We start from the raw sequence: 15506 nt of genomic DNA, 5'->3' as shown, positions 1-15506 counted from the left end.
CGCCCCGTCACGGGGCCTCGGCCCGCCTGGCGGGCCTATTTCCGTCTTCAGCCAGTCCCCGTCATGCTCGATCGCCGCTCCCTTCTGCAATTCGCCGCTGGTACCGCGCTGCTCGCTGGGCTGCCTGCCCGGGCGTTCGCGCGGCCTTCGCTCGGCGACGGTGAGTTCCCGCGGCAGGTGGAGCATGTGGCGGGCAGCACCCTCGTGCCGCGGGAGCCACGGCGCGTGGCGGTGATTTCCACCGGCCAGCTGGACGCCGCCCTGAGCCTGGGCGTGATCCCGGCCGGTACCGCGCGGGTGGACAATCGCGAGCTGGCGCCGGCCTACCTGCGCACGGCCTTGGCCGGCCGCGCGACCGAGCTGGATGCCATGGTTGACCTTGGCAGCCGCCAGGCCCCGGATCTGGAAGCCCTGGCGCGGCTGGCGCCGGATCTCATCCTGCTGAACCGCACCGTGCTGCGGGCGGGCGGCCTGGAACTCTTTTCGCGCATCGCCCCCACGGTGGTGGCGCGCGGCACCGGTGGCAACTGGCGGCCGGACTTTCTCCTGCTGGCCGAAGCCCTGGGTCGACGCCAGCAGGCCGAGCGGCTGCTGGCGACGCTGGATGGCGATCTCGCCGCCATGGCGCAACGCCTGGGCAGCCAACCGCCCTCCACGTCCCTGCTGTTTTCCAGTGGCGCGCGGTTGCGCCTGATGGGCGTGGACTCCTTCGCCGGCGGCCTGCTGCAGGCCATGGGCCTGACCCGCCCCGCCGCGCAGAGATTCAAGGGCACCTCGCGGGACGTCAGTGCGGAGTTGCTGGACCTGGCCGACGCCGACTGGCTGTTCTATGCCGAACAGGGTACCGCCCTGGCCAGCCTGGCCCGGCAGCCGCTATGGCCGCGGTTGAATGCGGTGAACGAGTCCCGGGCCATCCGGGTGGATACCGATGCTTTTTATTTGAACGCCGGCCCCGTGGCCGCGCGCCAGGTGGTGACGACCGTGGCCGCCGCCCTGGGGGTCGCATGAACCAGCCGGCCGTCGCGACCCTCGCCAAGCCGGCAACCTTCGCCCGCGGTGGCTTGGTGCTGCTTCTGCTGCTCGGCGCCCTGGCGCTGGCGCTGATCGCCAGCCTGGGCATAGGCGCCCGGCCGCTGTCCGCGACGCGAATTCTCCAATTGCTGTTCGCCCCCGATGGCTCCACGGACTCCGTGGTGCTCTGGGACCTGCGCCTGCCCCGTACCCTGCTCGGGCTGCTGGTGGGCGCCGCCCTGGGCCTGGCCGGCGCCCTGATGCAGGCGCTGACGCGCAATCCCCTGGCCGACCCTGGCCTGCTGGGAATCAATGCCGGCGCGGCCTTCGCCGTGGTGGCCGGGCTGTCGCTGGTGGGGCTGGACGATGCACCGCTACGCCTGGCCTGCGCCCTGCTGGGTGCCACCCTGGCCGCCGGCCTGGTCTATCTGCTCGGCGGCAACGCCCCGGCCCGTGGCCAGCCACTGCGACTGATCCTCGCCGGCATCGCCCTTAGCGCCAGCCTCCACGCCTGCACCGGCATCATCACCCTGTTCGACAGCGCCGTATTCGATAGCTACCGCTTCTGGGCCGTCGGTGCCTTGAGCGGCCAGACGCCGGGCGGTGCCCTGGCCATCCTGCCGCTGCTGCTGATCGGTCTGCTGCTGGGCCTGCCCCTGGGTGGTCGGCTCAATGCCCTAGCCCTGGGCGAGGACCTGGGCCGCGCCCTCGGTGCCCGCCCGGGACAGGTGCGGCTGCTGGCCTTCGTCGCCATCGTGCTGCTGTGCGGCGCCGCCACCGCGGTGGCCGGCCCCATCGGCTTCCTCGGCCTGGTGGTGCCCCACGCCCTACGCCTGCTGGTGGGCGCCGACTGGCGCTGGATCCTGGCGCTGGCGCCCCTGGCTGGCGCCAACCTCCTGCTGCTGGCCGACACCCTGGGGCGCCGCGTGGCGCTGCCGGGCGAACTGGAGGCCGGCATCGTCTGCGCCCTGCTCGGCACCCCGGTGCTGCTGATCCTGGTCATCCGCTCCGCCCGGCGGGTGCGCCCTTGAGCCGCCATCGTTTCGCGCCGCGGCGCTCGGCACGCTTCAAGGCCTGCCTGCTGCTGCTCGGCCTGGCGGCGGTTGGCATCGCGGCCCTGACCCTCACCGGCGGTGCCTTCGCGCCGGCGCCGTACCAGGTGGTCGCCACCTTGCTGGGTCGGGGTGACAGTCTGACCCGGCTGATCCTGCTGGACCTGCGCCTGCCACGCCTGCTGGCGGCCTTGGGCGTTGGCGCGGCCCTGGGTGCCAGTGGCGCCATCTTCCAGCGGCTGGCGCGCAATCCCCTGGCCAGCCCGGACCTGGTGGGCTTCACCGTCGGTTCGGCCAGTGGCGCCCTCATCACCCTGCTCTGGCTGCAACTGGGTGGTGCGGCGCTGATGCTCGGCGCCCTTACCGGTGGCCTGCTGGCCGCCGTGCTGGTGGCCGGGCTGGCCGCCCTGGCCGGCATCCGCGGGGAGCGGATGATCCTGCTCGGCATCGCCATCAGCACCCTGCTCGCCTCGCTCAACGAATACCTGCTGACCCGCGCCGAGCTGAACGAAGCCCAGGAAGCCCGGCTCTGGCTATTCGGCAGCCTGGACATGCTGACCTGGAGCCGCACCTTGAGCCTGCTCGCCGGCTGCCTGCTGCTCCTGCCGCTAGCCGCCGGGCTGGCCCGCCGGCTGCGGCTGCTGGAGCTGGGCGACGACCTGGCCCGCGCCCTGGGCTTGCCGGTGCTGCGCAGCCAGAATCTGCTGCTCGCGGTGGCGGTGGCCCTGGCAGCCCTGGCCATCGCCACCGCCGGGCCCATCGGCTTCGTCGCCCTGGCCGCGCCGCAGCTGGCGCGGCGCCTGACCCGTAGCGCCGATCTCGGCATCCTGGCGCCCGCCCTGCTTGGCGCCTGCCTCACCGCCGTGGCCGATCTCCTGGCCCAGCGACTGCTGGCCCCCTTCCAGATTCCGGTCGGACTGCTCACCGGCGCCCTGGGCGGCCTCTACCTGATCTTCCTGCTGAGCCGCGAATGGCGGCGGACCTCATGAGCCAAGACGCTTCCCCCAGTCGCCTCGCCGCTCGCGGCCTCACCGTGGGCTACGGCGGCCAGCCGATCTGCCGCGAACTCGACGTGCAACTGCCCGATGGCCGCTTCACCGTCATCATCGGTCCCAACGGATGTGGCAAGTCGACCCTGCTGCGCAGCCTGGCGCGACTGATCCGCCCCAGCGCCGGCGAGGTGCGCCTGGATGGTCGGCTGATTCAGGAGCTGCCCACCCGCGAGGTGGCGCGGCGCATCGGCCTGCTGCCGCAGAGTGCCGTGGCGCCGGACGACATCCTGGTCGCCGACCTGGTGGCGCGCGGGCGGCACCCCCATCGCCAGGCCTTCGCCGGCTGGACCGACGCCGATGAAGCGGCGGTGCAACGTGCGCTGGAAGCCACCAACACCCTGGAGCTGGCCGAGCGGGCGGTGGACAGCCTGTCCGGCGGCCAGCGCCAGCGGGTGTGGATCGCCCTGGCACTGGCCCAGGAGACCCCGCTGCTGTTGCTCGACGAACCCACCACCTACCTGGACATCGCCCACCAGGTGGAGCTGATGGAACTCCTCTGCCGGCTCAATCGCGGAGGTGGTCGTACCCTGGTGGCGGTGCTGCACGACCTCAACCAGGCCTGTCGCTACGCCGACCACATCATCGCCCTGCGCGCCGGCCGCATCCTCGCCGAGGGTCCGCCGGCGGAGATCGTCACCCCCGAGCTGATCGAGGCGCTGTATGGCCTCAAGTGCGCGGTGATCGAGAATCCGCTGGCGGGTACGCCGTTGGTGATTCCCTACTAGCGCGCTGGCCCCGGAAAACGCTGCGCGGTTTTCCAGGCTACGGGTAGGGTGGACAACGGCGCAGCCTTGTCCACCACCCTGCTTCATGCTTGTCGGACGACCCCGCAGGTGCTCCACTGGCGGCTCAGAACAACAACGGAGCCCGCCATGCACATCGTCATCCCCGACGACTACCAGCACGTCGTCGAAACCCTGGACTGCTATCCCCTGCTCCAGCGCGCCGGGCACCAGGTGACCCTCTACCACGATGCCGAACGCGATCCCCAGGTGCTGGTGGAGCGCTTCCGCGACGCTGATGCCCTGGTGCTGACCCGCGAGCGCACCCGCATCGATGCCGAGCTGCTGGCGCACCTGCCGCGGCTCAAGCTGATCAGCCAGACCGGCAAGGCCACCGCGCACCTCAACGTTGCCGCCTGTACCCGCCACGGCGTGGCGGTCTGCGAAGGCAGCGGCTCGCCGGTCTCCACCGCCGAGCTGACCTGGACCCTGATCCTCATGGCTCGCCGTCGCCTCAAGCCGGCCATCGATGCCCTCTATGCCGGACGCTGGCAGGTCAACCTGGGCGAACGCCTGGATGGCCAGATCCTCGGCATCTGGGGCTACGGCAAGATCGGCCAGCGCCTGGCGCGCTACGGCCAGGCCTTCGGCATGCCGGTGCTGGTCTGGGGCAGCGAGGCCTCGCGGGCCAGGGCGGAAGCCGACGGCCATCGCGCGGCGCCAAGTCAGGCGGCCTTCTTCGCCGAGGCGGACGTCATCAGCCTGCACCTGAGATACAGCGAGCGCAGCCGCGGCTGCGTGCGGGCCGAAGACCTGGCGCGGATGAAGAAGAGCGCCCTGCTGGTCAACACCGCCCGCGCCGGTCTGATCGAACCCGGCGCCCTGCTCACCGCGCTGGAACTCGGCCATCCCGGCCAGGCGGCGCTGGACGTCTTCGAGCAGGAACCCGTCGCCCCCGACGATCCCCTGCTCGCCCATCCCCAGGTGCTCTGCACCCCGCACCTGGGCTATGTGGAAAAGCACAGCTACGAACTCTATTTCGGCGAGGCCTTCGCCAACCTGGTGGCCTTCTTTGCCGGGGAGCCGAGCGGGCTGGCCAATCCGGAAGTGTTGGGCAGGGGTTGAGCCGGCGTAGGTTGGTTGAGACAGCTCCCGCGTCGAAACCCAACAGGGCCAGATACCCACGTTGGGCTTAGCTGCGCTCAACCCAACTTACCTGACCAGCTCCCTCTCCCTCGGAGAGAGGGTTGGGGTGAGGGTAAACCCAAGCCGGTGACGTCGGGCTTCGACGATGAAGCCGTCACAACCCAACCTACGGCAGGCGCTCCCGCACCGCTGCGGCGAAGGCGGCGGGGGCTTCCTGGGGGAGGTTGTGGCCGCAACGGGGCAACACCTCGAAGCGGAAAGGGCCCTGGAAATGCCGAGCCACTGCCACCTCGTCCTGCAAGGTCGTCACGCCATCGTCGGCACCGGCCAGCACCGTGGTGGGCACCTTGATCGGTGGCTGGGCAGCGAGGCGCGCCTCGGTCTCGGCATAGGCCGGGTCGTCCGGCGCCAGGCCGTAGCGGTGGCGATAGGAATGGATCACCGTCTCGACGAAATCGGGATTGTCGAAGGCCGCTGCGGTAAGGGCGTAGGTGGCATCGCTAAATTTCCAGTTGGGTGACCACAGCGCCCAGAGCAGACGACAGAACTCCCGGCGATGGGCCGCCAGCCCGGCGCGACCTCGCTCGCCATGGAAGTAGTACTGGTACCAATAGCGCAGCTCCGCCGCCGGTTCGGCCGGCTGGGTCGCGGCGCGGGCGATGTCCTGGATGGGGTAGCCGTCGCCAAGCACCAGCCCGCTCACCCGCTCCGGCCAGAGTGCGGCGACGATGCCCGCCGCGCGGCCACCCCAGTCGTAGCCGGCCAGGGTAGCCCGCTCCAGGCCGAGGGCATCGAGCAGCGCCAGGACGTCATGGGCCAGGGCGGCCTGCTGACCCGAACGTGGGGTGTCGGCGCTCAGGTAGCGGGTGGCGCCATAGCCGCGCAGATAGGGCACGAAGACCCGGCAGCCGCTGGCGGCGAGGTCCTCGGCCACCTCGTCGTAGGCATGGATGTCGTAGGGGAAGCCATGCAGCAGCAGGACCGGATGGCCGCTGTCCGGCCCTTGAGTCTCATAGGCCACGTCCAATACGCCAGCCTGGATGGAGGTGAGCATGGGAGTTCTCCGCCGAGGGGGATCTAAAGCGGATCGGTGTAGACAAGGTGAGTTCCCAAGGTGGCCGTCGAGGTGACTTAGGTTGGGTTGAACGCAGCGAAGCCCAACAGGGGTGTCCGGCGTTGTTGGGCTTCGACGATGGAGCCGTCTCAACCCAACCTACGGGACCGCCGAGGTGACGTAGGTTGGGTTGAGCGCAGCGAAGCCCAACACAGGGTGTCCGGCCTCGTTGGGCTTCGACGATAAAACGGTCTCACCCAACCTACGGGACGTCGCAACCTTGGGATGCTCTACCCTGCCAGGGCTGTCGATGCGGACGTAGGTTGGGTTGAGCGCAGCGAAGCCCAACAGGGGGTGTCCGGCCTCGTTGGGCTTCGACGATAAAACTGTCTCAACCCAACCTACGGGACCGTCACGACCTTGGGATGCTCTACCCTGCCAGATAACGCCCGATCAGGGTCACGCCCGAGGCCAGCACCAGCCAGGTCACCAGGCGGGTGAAGCGCTCCCGCGACAGGCGGCGCTGCAGATGGCGACCGATCCAGCCACCCAGCAGCATGGCCGGCAGCAGGAAGAGCGCGAGGAGCAGCAGGCTGCCATCGCTGTAGGCACCGGCGATCAGCAGCAGGGCGATGCGGATGGAGGCGCTGCAGCCGATGAGGAAACTCTGGGTGCCACGGATGGCGTTCTTGTCCTGTAGCCGCCCGTTGAGATAGAGCGCATAGAGAAAGCCGCCGCTGCCGAACAGGGCGCCACAGAGGCCACCCACCCCACCCGCCGGGACCGACCAGGCCGGGGCCAATTGGCGAAAGCCCTTGGGCGCGAGCAGGCTGTAGACCGAATAGGCCACCACGAAGAGGCCCAGCCAGAGCATCAGCAGGCGGGCGTCGGTGCGCAGCAGCAGGTAGGTACCCAGGGCGGCGCCAAGCAGTAGCATGGGTACCAGGCGCTGCAGTTCACGGCCCGCGATGGCGCGACGATCCGGCAGCCAGTTGTGGAAGGAGGCCAGGAAGTCCAGCAGCACCAGTAAGGGGACGATGCGCGACAGCGGCATCCAGGTGGTGAGCAGGGGGCCGGCGACCAGGGCGCTGCCGAAACCCGCGACACCGAAGATCAGATAGGCTACAACCACGATGGCCTCGATGAGCAGCCATTGCAGCGGCTCATACGTCGTCAACAGCGCCATAGCGCTGGCTACCCAAGCATCCATGCCCCACTCTCCACCGGTTCTGGTTATCGAAGAATAGACGACTCTCGACCGTCGACCTTTAGGCCGGCATCACTGGAGCTTATACCCTGTGCAGATCACGCAGGCCCCAGGCGGAGCTCCAGCCGGAATAGCGCTGCAGGGTAGGACGATGGCCTGGTGATGAATGTCGGCCCGGTAGACGAGTGGTTGTGGTGGCTGCAAGAACCATAGCCAAGGTCGATCGGGCGTATTCAACCTCGGCGCGGTCTGGCCTGGACCTGGCGACGCACCAGCCTCTCCTGCTTCAGCCTCCGCAGGATCGTCAGCTGCCTCGAGGTACCACGTTGGTAGCCACCACTACCTCAGCCCGGCAGGGCCGAGCAGCACGCAGCCCCTGGTGACCTTCTTCAGAGGATCAAGGGCTGCGGGACATATCGTGCGCAGTGCCGTCAGCGGCGCCCCGGAAGACCCTGGGCACCTCTTGCGCGTGGCAGCTGGCCGGATCGTCGAACCCTAGTATGTGATCCAGAGGTGCCCGCGCGATCGGCCAAGGGCCACGGGCTATTTCGAGCCCGGGTACTCGCCTCAGGGAATCAGGCGTTGCGCGCGCAGCCGGGTGAACAGATCGAGAAAGCTCGCCCGGGTGTCGCGATAGCCGAAGAAGCCCAGGTCGCGGCTCTTGGTCATGTCGTTGAGGCATTCGATTTCACGGCCCAGGTCGGCGTCGCTGTGCCACCAGGAGGCGAGCTTGTCGACGTCGGCTTCCACCAGGCCATGCTCCTCGGCCAGCTTGCGCCACTGCGCCGGCGCGACATCCTTCAGCCGGGCTTCCAGCGGCATGGGCTGCTCGGGATAGGGTGCCGGCTCCAGGTCGAAGAAGGCGGCGATTTCGCCCCACAGCCAGCGCCAGCGGAAGACGTCGCCATTGACGGTATTGAACGCCTGGTTGCGCGCCGCCGGGGCCAGTGCGGCCCACTCCAGTTGCTCGGCCAGCAGGCCGGCGTCGGTGACGTCGGTAATGCCATCCCACTGGGTACGGGAGCCGGGGAAGACGAAGGGCTGGCCGGTGGCCTTGCACAGCGAGGCGTAGACCGCCAGGGTCAGGCCCATGTTCATGGCGTTGGTGCCCTTGGCCTGGCCGATCATGCTGTGCGAGCGGTGCACGCTCCAGCCGAAGCCATGGCGCTCGGCGGCAGCGAAGAGGATGTCTTCCAGGGTGTAGTAGAAGTTGGCGCCCGCCTGGCGCGGCTCGCTTTCGCGGAAGGGGGTCTCGGCCTTGCCACTGCCGTATTCCTCGAAGGAACCCAGGTAGTGCTTGGTGCCGGTGACCAGCGCCAGGTGCTGCAGCGGCGCACCGTCCAGGGCCTGGCAGAGGTTGTCCATCATGGCGCCGTTGGCCTCGACGTTTTCCTTCTCGGTGGCGCGGCGGGTCCAGGTGCAGAAGAACACGTGACTGATCGGCAGTCCGGCCAGGGCCTGGCGGGTGGACTCGGCGTCCAGCAGATCGGCGGCCACCGGGATGACGCCCTCCTGCTCCACCGGCTTTCGCGCCAGGCCATAGACGGTCCAGCCGGAGGCGACCAGGGTGAGGGCCAGGTTATAGCCGGAAATGCCGGTGACGCCGACGATGAGAGCGGTGCCCTTGCGCATGAAACCTCCAATAGGGGTGATAGATGGCCTGCGGCGGTCGCAGGCGCTGTAGATAAGGGAGTGCCTTATCTCAGGGTTGATTCCAGCCTATTGGAGAATTAACGGCGTATCCTAGGTATAAATTCCCCTTTCACGGGAATCAGATTCCGCAATCGGGAGCCGCTCTTGTATTCCTCCGAACGCCTCAAGGGGCTCGACGTCTTCGTCACCGTGGCCGACCTGGGCAGCTTCACCGCCGCCGGCGAACGCCTCAACCTCACGGCCTCGGCCATCGGCAAGAGCGTGGCTCGGCTGGAGGGCCGCCTGGGGGTCCGGCTGTTCCAGCGCACCACCCGACGGCTGAGCCTGACCGAGGCCGGCACCAGTTTCTACCGCACCTGTACGGCGGTACTGGCCGAGCTGGAGCAGGCCGAGCTGGGCCTGACCACCCAGGAGGGCGAACCCCATGGTCGGGTCCGCATCGACCTGCCCGCCGCCTATGGCCGCCTGCATGTGCTGCCGGTGATCCTGGAGCTGCTACAGCGCTATCCGCTGCTGCAACCGGATCTGTCCTTCGCTGATCGCTTCGTCGATCCCGTCCATGAGGGCATCGACATCCTGGTGCGTATCGGCGGCTCCGACGCCTGGCCGGCCAGCCTGGGGCATCGCTACCTGGGCACCCAGCGCCAGGTGTTCTGCGCCGCCCCCGCCTATCTCGCGCGGCAGGGACGACCGCAGCGTCCTGGCGACCTCGCCGATCATCTCTGCATCGGCTTTCGCCAGGCCGATGGCCTGGTCAGCCCCTGGCACCTGCGCGGCGAGCAGCCGGGAGAGAGCGAGCGCTGGGTGTTCCAGCCGCGGCTGGTGGTGGGTGACGGCGAAGGCGAGGTGCTGGCCGCCCTGGCCGGGCATGGCATCGCCCAGCTACCCACCTGGCTGATCGCCGAGCACCTCGCCAGCGGCGCGCTGGTGGACGTCCTGCCCGACTGCGCGGTCGACGGCCTGCCGATCAACCTGGTCTGGCCGCGCAGCCGGGAGACCCTGCCGCGGGTGCGGCTGCTGCTCGACCACCTGGCCACCCGGCTGCTGCCCACGGTGGCGCCACGGCTGGCGCGCTGAGAACGTCGGCTGCACAGCGTAGACGGAACGGTGCGGGAACATAGCCGCCGCAAGCCTAGTCGTAACCCATCGTATCTCTGGCCGCCCGAGTTCCATCGATGGGCGGCATGACGATTATCGAGACGATTGATTGGTGCCGTGGACCTGCGCTGCGCAGGATCGACGGTTTGTCATTCGGCCGGGCCAACCTGGCCGCCCCGTTCCACCATCTAGATGAGGTATCTCATGAGCCAAGCCCAAGGCTACGCTGCCCAGTCCCCCGACCAGCCCCTGGCGCCCTTCTCCTTCGAGCGCCGCGAGCCGGGTGCCCACGACGTGCAGATCGACATCCTCTTCTGCGGCGTCTGCCATTCGGACCTGCACACCGCGCGCAACGAGTGGAACAACACCCTGTACCCGTCCGTACCCGGCCACGAGATCGTCGGCAAGGTGACCGCGGTCGGTGCCCACGTGAAGAACTTCAAGGTCGGCGACACCGTCGGCGTCGGCTGCATGGTCGACAGCTGCCAGCACTGCGCCCCCTGTGACGCCGGCGAGGAGTCCTACTGCGAGAACGGCTTCACCGGCACCTACAACGGCAACCTCTACGGTGGCAGTGAGAACACCCAGGGTGGCTACTCCGACCACATCGTGGTCAACGAGAAGTTCGTGCTCAAGGTCAGCCACACCGAGAACCTGGCCGCTGTGGCGCCGCTGCTGTGCGCCGGCATCACCACCTACTCGCCGCTGGCCCACTGGAAGGTCGGCCCCGGCAAGAAGGTCGGTATCGTCGGCCTCGGTGGCCTGGGCCACATGGGCGTGAAGATCGCCCATGCCATGGGTGCCCATGTGGTGCTCTTCACCACCAGCGCAAACAAGAAGGACGACGCCCTGCGCCTGGGCGCGGACGAGGTGGTGGTGTCGAAGAACGAAGACGAGATGGCCGCCCACGCGAACAGCTTCGACTTCATCCTCAACACCGTGGCCGCGCCGCACAACCTGGACGCCTTCCTCACCCTGCTCAAGTGGGACGGCACCATGACCCTGGTCGGCGTACCCGCCGAGCCGCATCCCGCGCCCAGCGTGTTCAACCTGGTGATGAAGCGCCGCCAGCTGGCCGGCTCGCTCATCGGCGGTATCCGCGAGACCCAGGAGATGCTGGACTTCTGCGCCAAGCACGGCATCGTCTCGGACATCGAGCAGATCGCCATCCAGGACATCAACGACGCCTACGAGCGCATGCTCAAGAGCGATGTGAAGTACCGCTTCGTGATCGACATGCAGAGCCTCAAGCAGGGCCAGACCGCGGCCTGATCCCGCGCTCCGCTCCGCCGACAACGCCCGCGCCCGTCGCGGGCGTTGTCATTTTCGGTAACGCATTTTTGGCGCAGTCCGCGGTCCTAGCGATGACGACAATGACGAGGCGGCGGCCATGCAGTGGGACAAGGGACAACGTAGCGACAACGTGGAACAGGCCAGCGGCGGACGCGGCATGAAGATCGGCGGCGGCCTGGGCCTGGGCGGCGTGGCCCTGGTGGTGGTGTTCGGCCTACTCAGCGGCCAGAGCCCGACCCAGATCCTCGGCAACCTGATCAGCCTCAGCGGCCAGGGTGCCCCGACCCAGCAGCAGACCACTGCGCCGGCGGACAACAGCCAGGTGGACTTCGTCCGCGTGGTGCTGGGCGAAACCGAGAACACCTGGACCCGGATCTTCCAGGCCCATGGCGAACAGTACCAGCCGCCCAAGCTGGTGCTCTTCAATGGCCAGGTGCAGTCCGGTTGCGGCGGTGCCACCGCGGCCAGCGGGCCCTTCTATTGTCCGGTGGACGGCAAGGTCTACCTCGACCTCTCCTTCTTCCAGGAACTGCAGCAGCGCTTCGGCGCCGACGGCGATTTCGCCCGCGCCTACGTCATCGCCCACGAGGTCGGCCACCATGTGCAGAACCTCACCGGCACCACCAACAAGATGGAAGCGGCGCGCCGGCGCGGCATTCCCACCGAAGGCGCCACCGGCCTGTCGGTCCGCCTGGAACTGCAGGCCGACTGCTATGCCGGGGTCTGGGCCAACGACGCCCAGCAGCGCCTGAACTGGCTCGACCCGGGTGACCTGGAAAAGGCCTTGAATGCGGCCAACGCCATCGGCGACGATCGCCTGCAACGCCAGGCCCAGGGTCGCGTGGTGCCGGATTCCTTCACCCATGGCAGTTCGGCGCAGCGGGTGAAGTGGTTCCGCACCGGCTTCGACAGTGGCAAGGTGGAGAGCTGCAACACCTTCGCTGCGCAGGCGCTCTGACCTGCCGAGGAGTCCGTCGATGCGTCGCCTGTTCGCGCTGTGCCTGATCCTGGCTGCCAACTCCGTACTGGCGGCGCCCCACGAGGGCGTTGCCCGCATCGTCGACGACCGCCTGCCGATCGGCACGGCCCAGGCCGCGCTGGAGCTGTCCACCGACTGGAGCCGACCGCATCCGGAAATCCGCCGCGCCCTGGTGATCGTCCATGGCCGGCTGCGCAACGCCGCGACCTATTTTCGTTCCGGTGAAACCGCTACCCAGGCGGCGGGCGCCAGCGCCGACACCCTGGTGATAGCCCCGCAGTTCCTCAACGAAGAGGACGTCAAGCGCCATCGGCTGCCGGACGACCTGCTGCGCTGGCAGGGCAATGCCTGGATGGGCGGCGAACCGGCGCTGGGGCCGAGCCCCTTGAGTAGCTTCGCGGTATTCGACGCCCTCCTCGCCCACCTCGCGGATCGGCGCCTGTTGCCCAATCTGCAAGAGGTGGTGATCGCCGGCCATTCCGGCGGCGGCCAGGTGGTCCAGCGCTACGCCGTGCTCGGCCAGGGCGAACGCCCGTTGGCGGCCAGTGGCATTCGCTTGAGATTCGTGGTGGCCAATCCGTCGTCCTATGCCTATTTCGATGCCGAGCGGCCTGATACCCAAGGCCGTCCCGCGCCCTTCGCCGGTGCGGCGACCTGCCCGGACTTCGATAGCTGGAAATACGGCATGCAGGGGCTGCCAGCCTATGCCGAGGGACGCAGCGCGGCGACGCTGGAGCAGCACTATGCCGCGCTCGACCTCACCTACCTGCTGGGCGCCAAGGACATGGATCCCAACCATCCGGCGCTCGACAAGAGCTGCGCCGCCGAGGCCCAGGGCCCCTACCGCCTGGCGCGTGGCCTGAACTACTACCACTACCTGCAGGGGCGTCATGCCGCCCTGCCCCAGCGCCTGGTGCAGGTGCCCGGCGTGGGTCACAACGGCGACGCCATCTTCACCTCGGCGGAAGGCCGCCGGGCCCTGTTCGGCACCGGCGGCTGATCCTCAGGAACTGAGCACCGGGCGGCTGCCCAGCAGACCCTGGACCTTGCCGACGAAGGTATCGAGGCTGAACGGCTTGGTGAGCAGCTGCATGCCCTCGGCGACCAGGCAGGACTGCGGCTCGCCATCGTTCACGTAGCCGGTGATGAACAGCACCGGCAGATTCGGCCGCAGGGTGCGGGCCGCGTTGGCCAGCAGGCGGCCGTTCAGGCCGGGCAGGCCGACATCGGTGATCAGCAGGTCGAAGCCTTCGCCCTCACGCAGGGCCGCCAAGGCCGACTCGGCATCGACGGCATCGCGGTAGCGCCAGCCCAGTTCATCGAACAGCTGCACCAGCAGGCCGCGGATCACCGCATCGTCTTCCACCAGCAACACCCGGGCATTGGGCAGCGTCCGCGCCGCCTTGGCGACCGCCACCGTGGCAGGCTCCGGGATCGGAGTACCGGGGTGGCGTGGCAGCAGCAGGCTCACCCGACACCCCTGGCCAGGCGTACTGGTCACCGTCACCTGGCCGCGGGATTGCTGGACGAAGCCATAGATCATCGACAGGCCCAGACCCGAGCCCTGGCCCACCGGCTTGGTGGTGAAGAAGGGCTCGAAGACGCGCTCCAGCACCTCGGGCGCCATGCCGATCCCGTCGTCGCTCACGGCGATCTGCAGATAGTCGCCCGCTGGTAGCGCCGACCCCGAGGCCGGCTGCACCCAGTTGGCCGCGCTGATGGTGAGGGTTCCCCCCGCCGGCATGGCGTCGCGACTGTTGATGGCGAGGTTGAGCAGGGCGTTTTCCAGCTGATGGGGATCGGCATCGACCTGCCAGAGCGCCGGCGCCAGGTCGACCTGGCAGCGAATCTGCGGGCCCAGGCTGTGCAGGAGGATTTCCTTGAAGTCGGCGATCAGGGTGCTGACGTCGACCGCCTGGGGCAGCAGCGTCTGCCGCCGGGAGAAGGCCAGCAGGCGATGGGTGAGGCTAGCGCCACGGCTCACCGACTGGGTAGCGGTCTCCAGCAGGCCGCCGACCTCGGCCAGGGCCTGAGGTGCCAGCCGACGGCGCAGCAGGTCCACGCTGGCCTGGATGCCGGCCAGCAGGTTGTTGAAATCGTGGGCGATGCCGCCGGTGAGCTGGCCGACCGCCTCCATCTTCTGGGCCTGGCGCAGCAGCTCTTCGGTCTGGGCACGACTGTGCATCTCATCGCGCAGTTGCCGATTGGCTGCCTCCAGTTCGGCGGTGCGGGCCTGTACCTGGACCTCCAGGGTGGCGCGCTCGCGGCGCAGGGCCTCCTCGGCCTCGCGGCGATCATCGATGTCCTCGGTGGTGCCGTACCAGCGGATCACCGCGCCGGTCTCGTCCTGGCGCGGATAGGCGCGGGTGCGCATCCAGCAATGGCTGCCATCCGCCACCCGTACGCGGTGCTCGTGGTCATAGGCCCGGCCGGTGGCGAGCGCGGTGGCCCAGGCCTGGCGGGTCGCCGTGCGGTCGTCCGGGTGCAGCAGCCGCCAGAAGGTCTCGGCGCGCAAGTCGGCCTGGCCGGTCAGCTGCTGCCAGCGCGGCGAGAAGACCACCTCGCGCCCGGTGGGATCGCAGGTCCAGGTGTATTGCGGATTGAGCTCCACCAGGTGCCGATAGTGGTCCTCGCTCTCGCGCAGCTGGCGATCCGCCTGATGCCGCTCGATGGCCAGGGCCGCGGTCTCGGTGACCAGGCGGAAGGCGTCGCGCTCGGCCGCCGAGGGACGGCGCGGCTCCAGGTAGTAGTTGGCGAAGGTCCCCAGCAGCCGGCCATCGAGGGCCAGGATCGGCATCGACCAGCAGGCACGCAGGCCGTGGCGCAACGCCAGGTCGCGGGCGCCGGCCCAGAGCGGATCGCTGGCGATGTCCTCGACGTAGACCGGCTCGCGCCGATAGGCGGCGGTGCCACAGGAGCCGGCCGTGGGACCGATCTCCAGGCGGCCGAGGTCCTGGCTGTAGGCCGCCGGCAGGCTCGGGGCGATACCGTCTTCCAGGAAGCGGCCGTCATCGCTGAGCAACAGGATGCAGGCGTGCAGCCGCACCTGGGCGAGGCGCTCCACCCGCTGCATCAGGGAGTGCAGTACCCGGGCCAGCGGCAAACCGGTCGCGAGACTTTCCAGCGCCTGGCGCTCGTACTGGCGCAGGTCGCTGGCAGGGGGATGATCGTGGCGAGATCGAGGAAGGCTCATACGACTGGCCCGGCATGAATCCAAAGCCAGCATCTTAGCCATGCCC

At 68.8% G+C, this 15506-nt stretch carries 13 protein-coding genes; 9 read left to right on the top strand and 4 right to left on the bottom strand.

What is annotated here, in order from left to right; all coding sequences use genetic code 11:
- The first annotated feature begins 63 nt into the window (after window positions 1-63).
- The 5 genes from ACYJP6_RS21815 to ACYJP6_RS21795 all read left to right on the top strand — a co-directional run bounded on the left by ACYJP6_RS21815 (window position 64) and on the right by ACYJP6_RS21795 (window position 4962).
- Entirely contained in the window at window positions 64-1008 is a 945-nt protein-coding gene (locus tag ACYJP6_RS21815) for an ABC transporter substrate-binding protein (protein ID WP_459477779.1), read from the top strand.
- 56 nt (window positions 1009-1064) lie between these two features.
- Window positions 1065-2042 carry a FecCD family ABC transporter permease gene (locus tag ACYJP6_RS21810; protein ID WP_459478062.1) on the top strand — a complete coding sequence of 326 codons (978 nt, stop codon included), beginning with the start codon at window positions 1065-1067 and terminating at the stop codon, window positions 2040-2042.
- On the top strand, window positions 2039-3052 hold the full coding sequence (locus ACYJP6_RS21805) for a FecCD family ABC transporter permease (RefSeq protein WP_459477777.1): 1014 nt from the start codon (window positions 2039-2041) through the stop codon (window positions 3050-3052). Before ACYJP6_RS21810 ends, ACYJP6_RS21805 begins: the two co-directional genes overlap by 4 nt.
- Complete coding sequence (locus ACYJP6_RS21800) at window positions 3034-3840, top strand: ABC transporter ATP-binding protein (RefSeq protein WP_459477775.1); 807 nt, start codon at window positions 3034-3036, stop codon at window positions 3838-3840. The genes ACYJP6_RS21805 and ACYJP6_RS21800 overlap by 19 nt, the downstream gene beginning before the upstream one ends.
- 147 nt (window positions 3841-3987) lie before the next feature.
- Window positions 3988-4962 (top strand): D-2-hydroxyacid dehydrogenase family protein, encoded by a 975-nt coding sequence (locus ACYJP6_RS21795; RefSeq protein WP_459477773.1) that lies wholly within the window; start codon window positions 3988-3990, stop codon window positions 4960-4962.
- Window positions 4963-5149: 187 nt separating this feature from the next.
- On the opposite strand, the gene ACYJP6_RS21790 is transcribed toward ACYJP6_RS21795, so the two are convergent.
- The 3 genes from ACYJP6_RS21790 to ACYJP6_RS21780 all read right to left on the bottom strand — a co-directional run bounded on the left by ACYJP6_RS21790 (window position 5150) and on the right by ACYJP6_RS21780 (window position 8876).
- Window positions 5150-6037 carry an alpha/beta fold hydrolase gene (locus ACYJP6_RS21790; RefSeq protein WP_459477771.1) on the bottom strand — a complete coding sequence of 296 codons (888 nt, stop codon included), beginning with the start codon at window positions 6035-6037 and terminating at the stop codon, window positions 5150-5152.
- Between the two features lie 430 nt (window positions 6038-6467).
- Window positions 6468-7247: a sulfite exporter TauE/SafE family protein gene (locus ACYJP6_RS21785; RefSeq protein WP_459477769.1), complete on the bottom strand. Its 780-nt coding sequence runs from the start codon at window positions 7245-7247 to the stop codon at window positions 6468-6470.
- Window positions 7248-7811: 564 nt separating this feature from the next.
- Window positions 7812-8876: an SDR family oxidoreductase gene (locus ACYJP6_RS21780; RefSeq protein ID WP_459477767.1), complete on the bottom strand. Its 1065-nt coding sequence runs from the start codon at window positions 8874-8876 to the stop codon at window positions 7812-7814.
- A 165-nt stretch (window positions 8877-9041) separates the two neighbouring features.
- On the opposite strand from ACYJP6_RS21780, the gene ACYJP6_RS21775 reads away from it, so the two are divergent.
- The 4 genes from ACYJP6_RS21775 to ACYJP6_RS21760 all read left to right on the top strand — a co-directional run bounded on the left by ACYJP6_RS21775 (window position 9042) and on the right by ACYJP6_RS21760 (window position 13267).
- Complete coding sequence (locus ACYJP6_RS21775; RefSeq protein ID WP_459477765.1) at window positions 9042-9974, top strand: LysR family transcriptional regulator; 933 nt, start codon at window positions 9042-9044, stop codon at window positions 9972-9974.
- A 225-nt stretch (window positions 9975-10199) separates the two neighbouring features.
- Entirely contained in the window at window positions 10200-11267 is a 1068-nt protein-coding gene (locus ACYJP6_RS21770; protein WP_459477763.1) for an NAD(P)-dependent alcohol dehydrogenase, read from the top strand.
- Between the two features lie 118 nt (window positions 11268-11385).
- On the top strand, window positions 11386-12246 hold the full coding sequence (ypfJ, locus tag ACYJP6_RS21765) for a KPN_02809 family neutral zinc metallopeptidase (RefSeq protein ID WP_459477761.1): 861 nt from the start codon (window positions 11386-11388) through the stop codon (window positions 12244-12246).
- A gap of 19 nt (window positions 12247-12265) precedes the next feature.
- Window positions 12266-13267 (top strand): alpha/beta hydrolase, encoded by a 1002-nt coding sequence (locus ACYJP6_RS21760; RefSeq protein WP_459477759.1) that lies wholly within the window; start codon window positions 12266-12268, stop codon window positions 13265-13267.
- Window positions 13268-13270: 3 nt separating this feature from the next.
- On the opposite strand, the gene ACYJP6_RS21755 is transcribed toward ACYJP6_RS21760, so the two are convergent.
- Window positions 13271-15460: an ATP-binding protein gene (locus ACYJP6_RS21755; RefSeq protein ID WP_459477757.1), complete on the bottom strand. Its 2190-nt coding sequence runs from the start codon at window positions 15458-15460 to the stop codon at window positions 13271-13273.
- Between the last annotated feature and the right edge of the window lie 46 nt (window positions 15461-15506).

It is taken from the genome of Pseudomonas sp. No.117, assembly GCF_054558395.1.
Note: the sequence above shows the minus strand (reverse complement) of the source record. Positions and strands in the feature narration are given on the sequence as shown.

What these genes read in the sequence shown, in the direction of transcription:
- ACYJP6_RS21790 (WP_459477771.1), bottom strand. Translation starts at nt 6,037, where the DNA reads ATGCTCACCTCCATCCAGGCTGGCGTATTGGACGTGGCCTATGAGACT.
- ACYJP6_RS21755 (WP_459477757.1), bottom strand. Translation starts at nt 15,460, where the DNA reads ATGAGCCTTCCTCGATCTCGCCACGATCATCCCCCTGCCAGCGACCTG.
- ypfJ (WP_459477761.1), top strand. Translation starts at nt 11,386, where the DNA reads ATGCAGTGGGACAAGGGACAACGTAGCGACAACGTGGAACAGGCCAGC.
- ACYJP6_RS21785 (WP_459477769.1), bottom strand. Translation starts at nt 7,247, where the DNA reads ATGGATGCTTGGGTAGCCAGCGCTATGGCGCTGTTGACGACGTATGAG.
- ACYJP6_RS21815 (WP_459477779.1), top strand. Translation starts at nt 64, where the DNA reads ATGCTCGATCGCCGCTCCCTTCTGCAATTCGCCGCTGGTACCGCGCTG.
- ACYJP6_RS21800 (WP_459477775.1), top strand. Translation starts at nt 3,034, where the DNA reads ATGGCGGCGGACCTCATGAGCCAAGACGCTTCCCCCAGTCGCCTCGCC.
- ACYJP6_RS21795 (WP_459477773.1), top strand. Translation starts at nt 3,988, where the DNA reads ATGCACATCGTCATCCCCGACGACTACCAGCACGTCGTCGAAACCCTG.
- ACYJP6_RS21760 (WP_459477759.1), top strand. Translation starts at nt 12,266, where the DNA reads ATGCGTCGCCTGTTCGCGCTGTGCCTGATCCTGGCTGCCAACTCCGTA.
- ACYJP6_RS21770 (WP_459477763.1), top strand. Translation starts at nt 10,200, where the DNA reads ATGAGCCAAGCCCAAGGCTACGCTGCCCAGTCCCCCGACCAGCCCCTG.
- ACYJP6_RS21780 (WP_459477767.1), bottom strand. Translation starts at nt 8,876, where the DNA reads ATGCGCAAGGGCACCGCTCTCATCGTCGGCGTCACCGGCATTTCCGGC.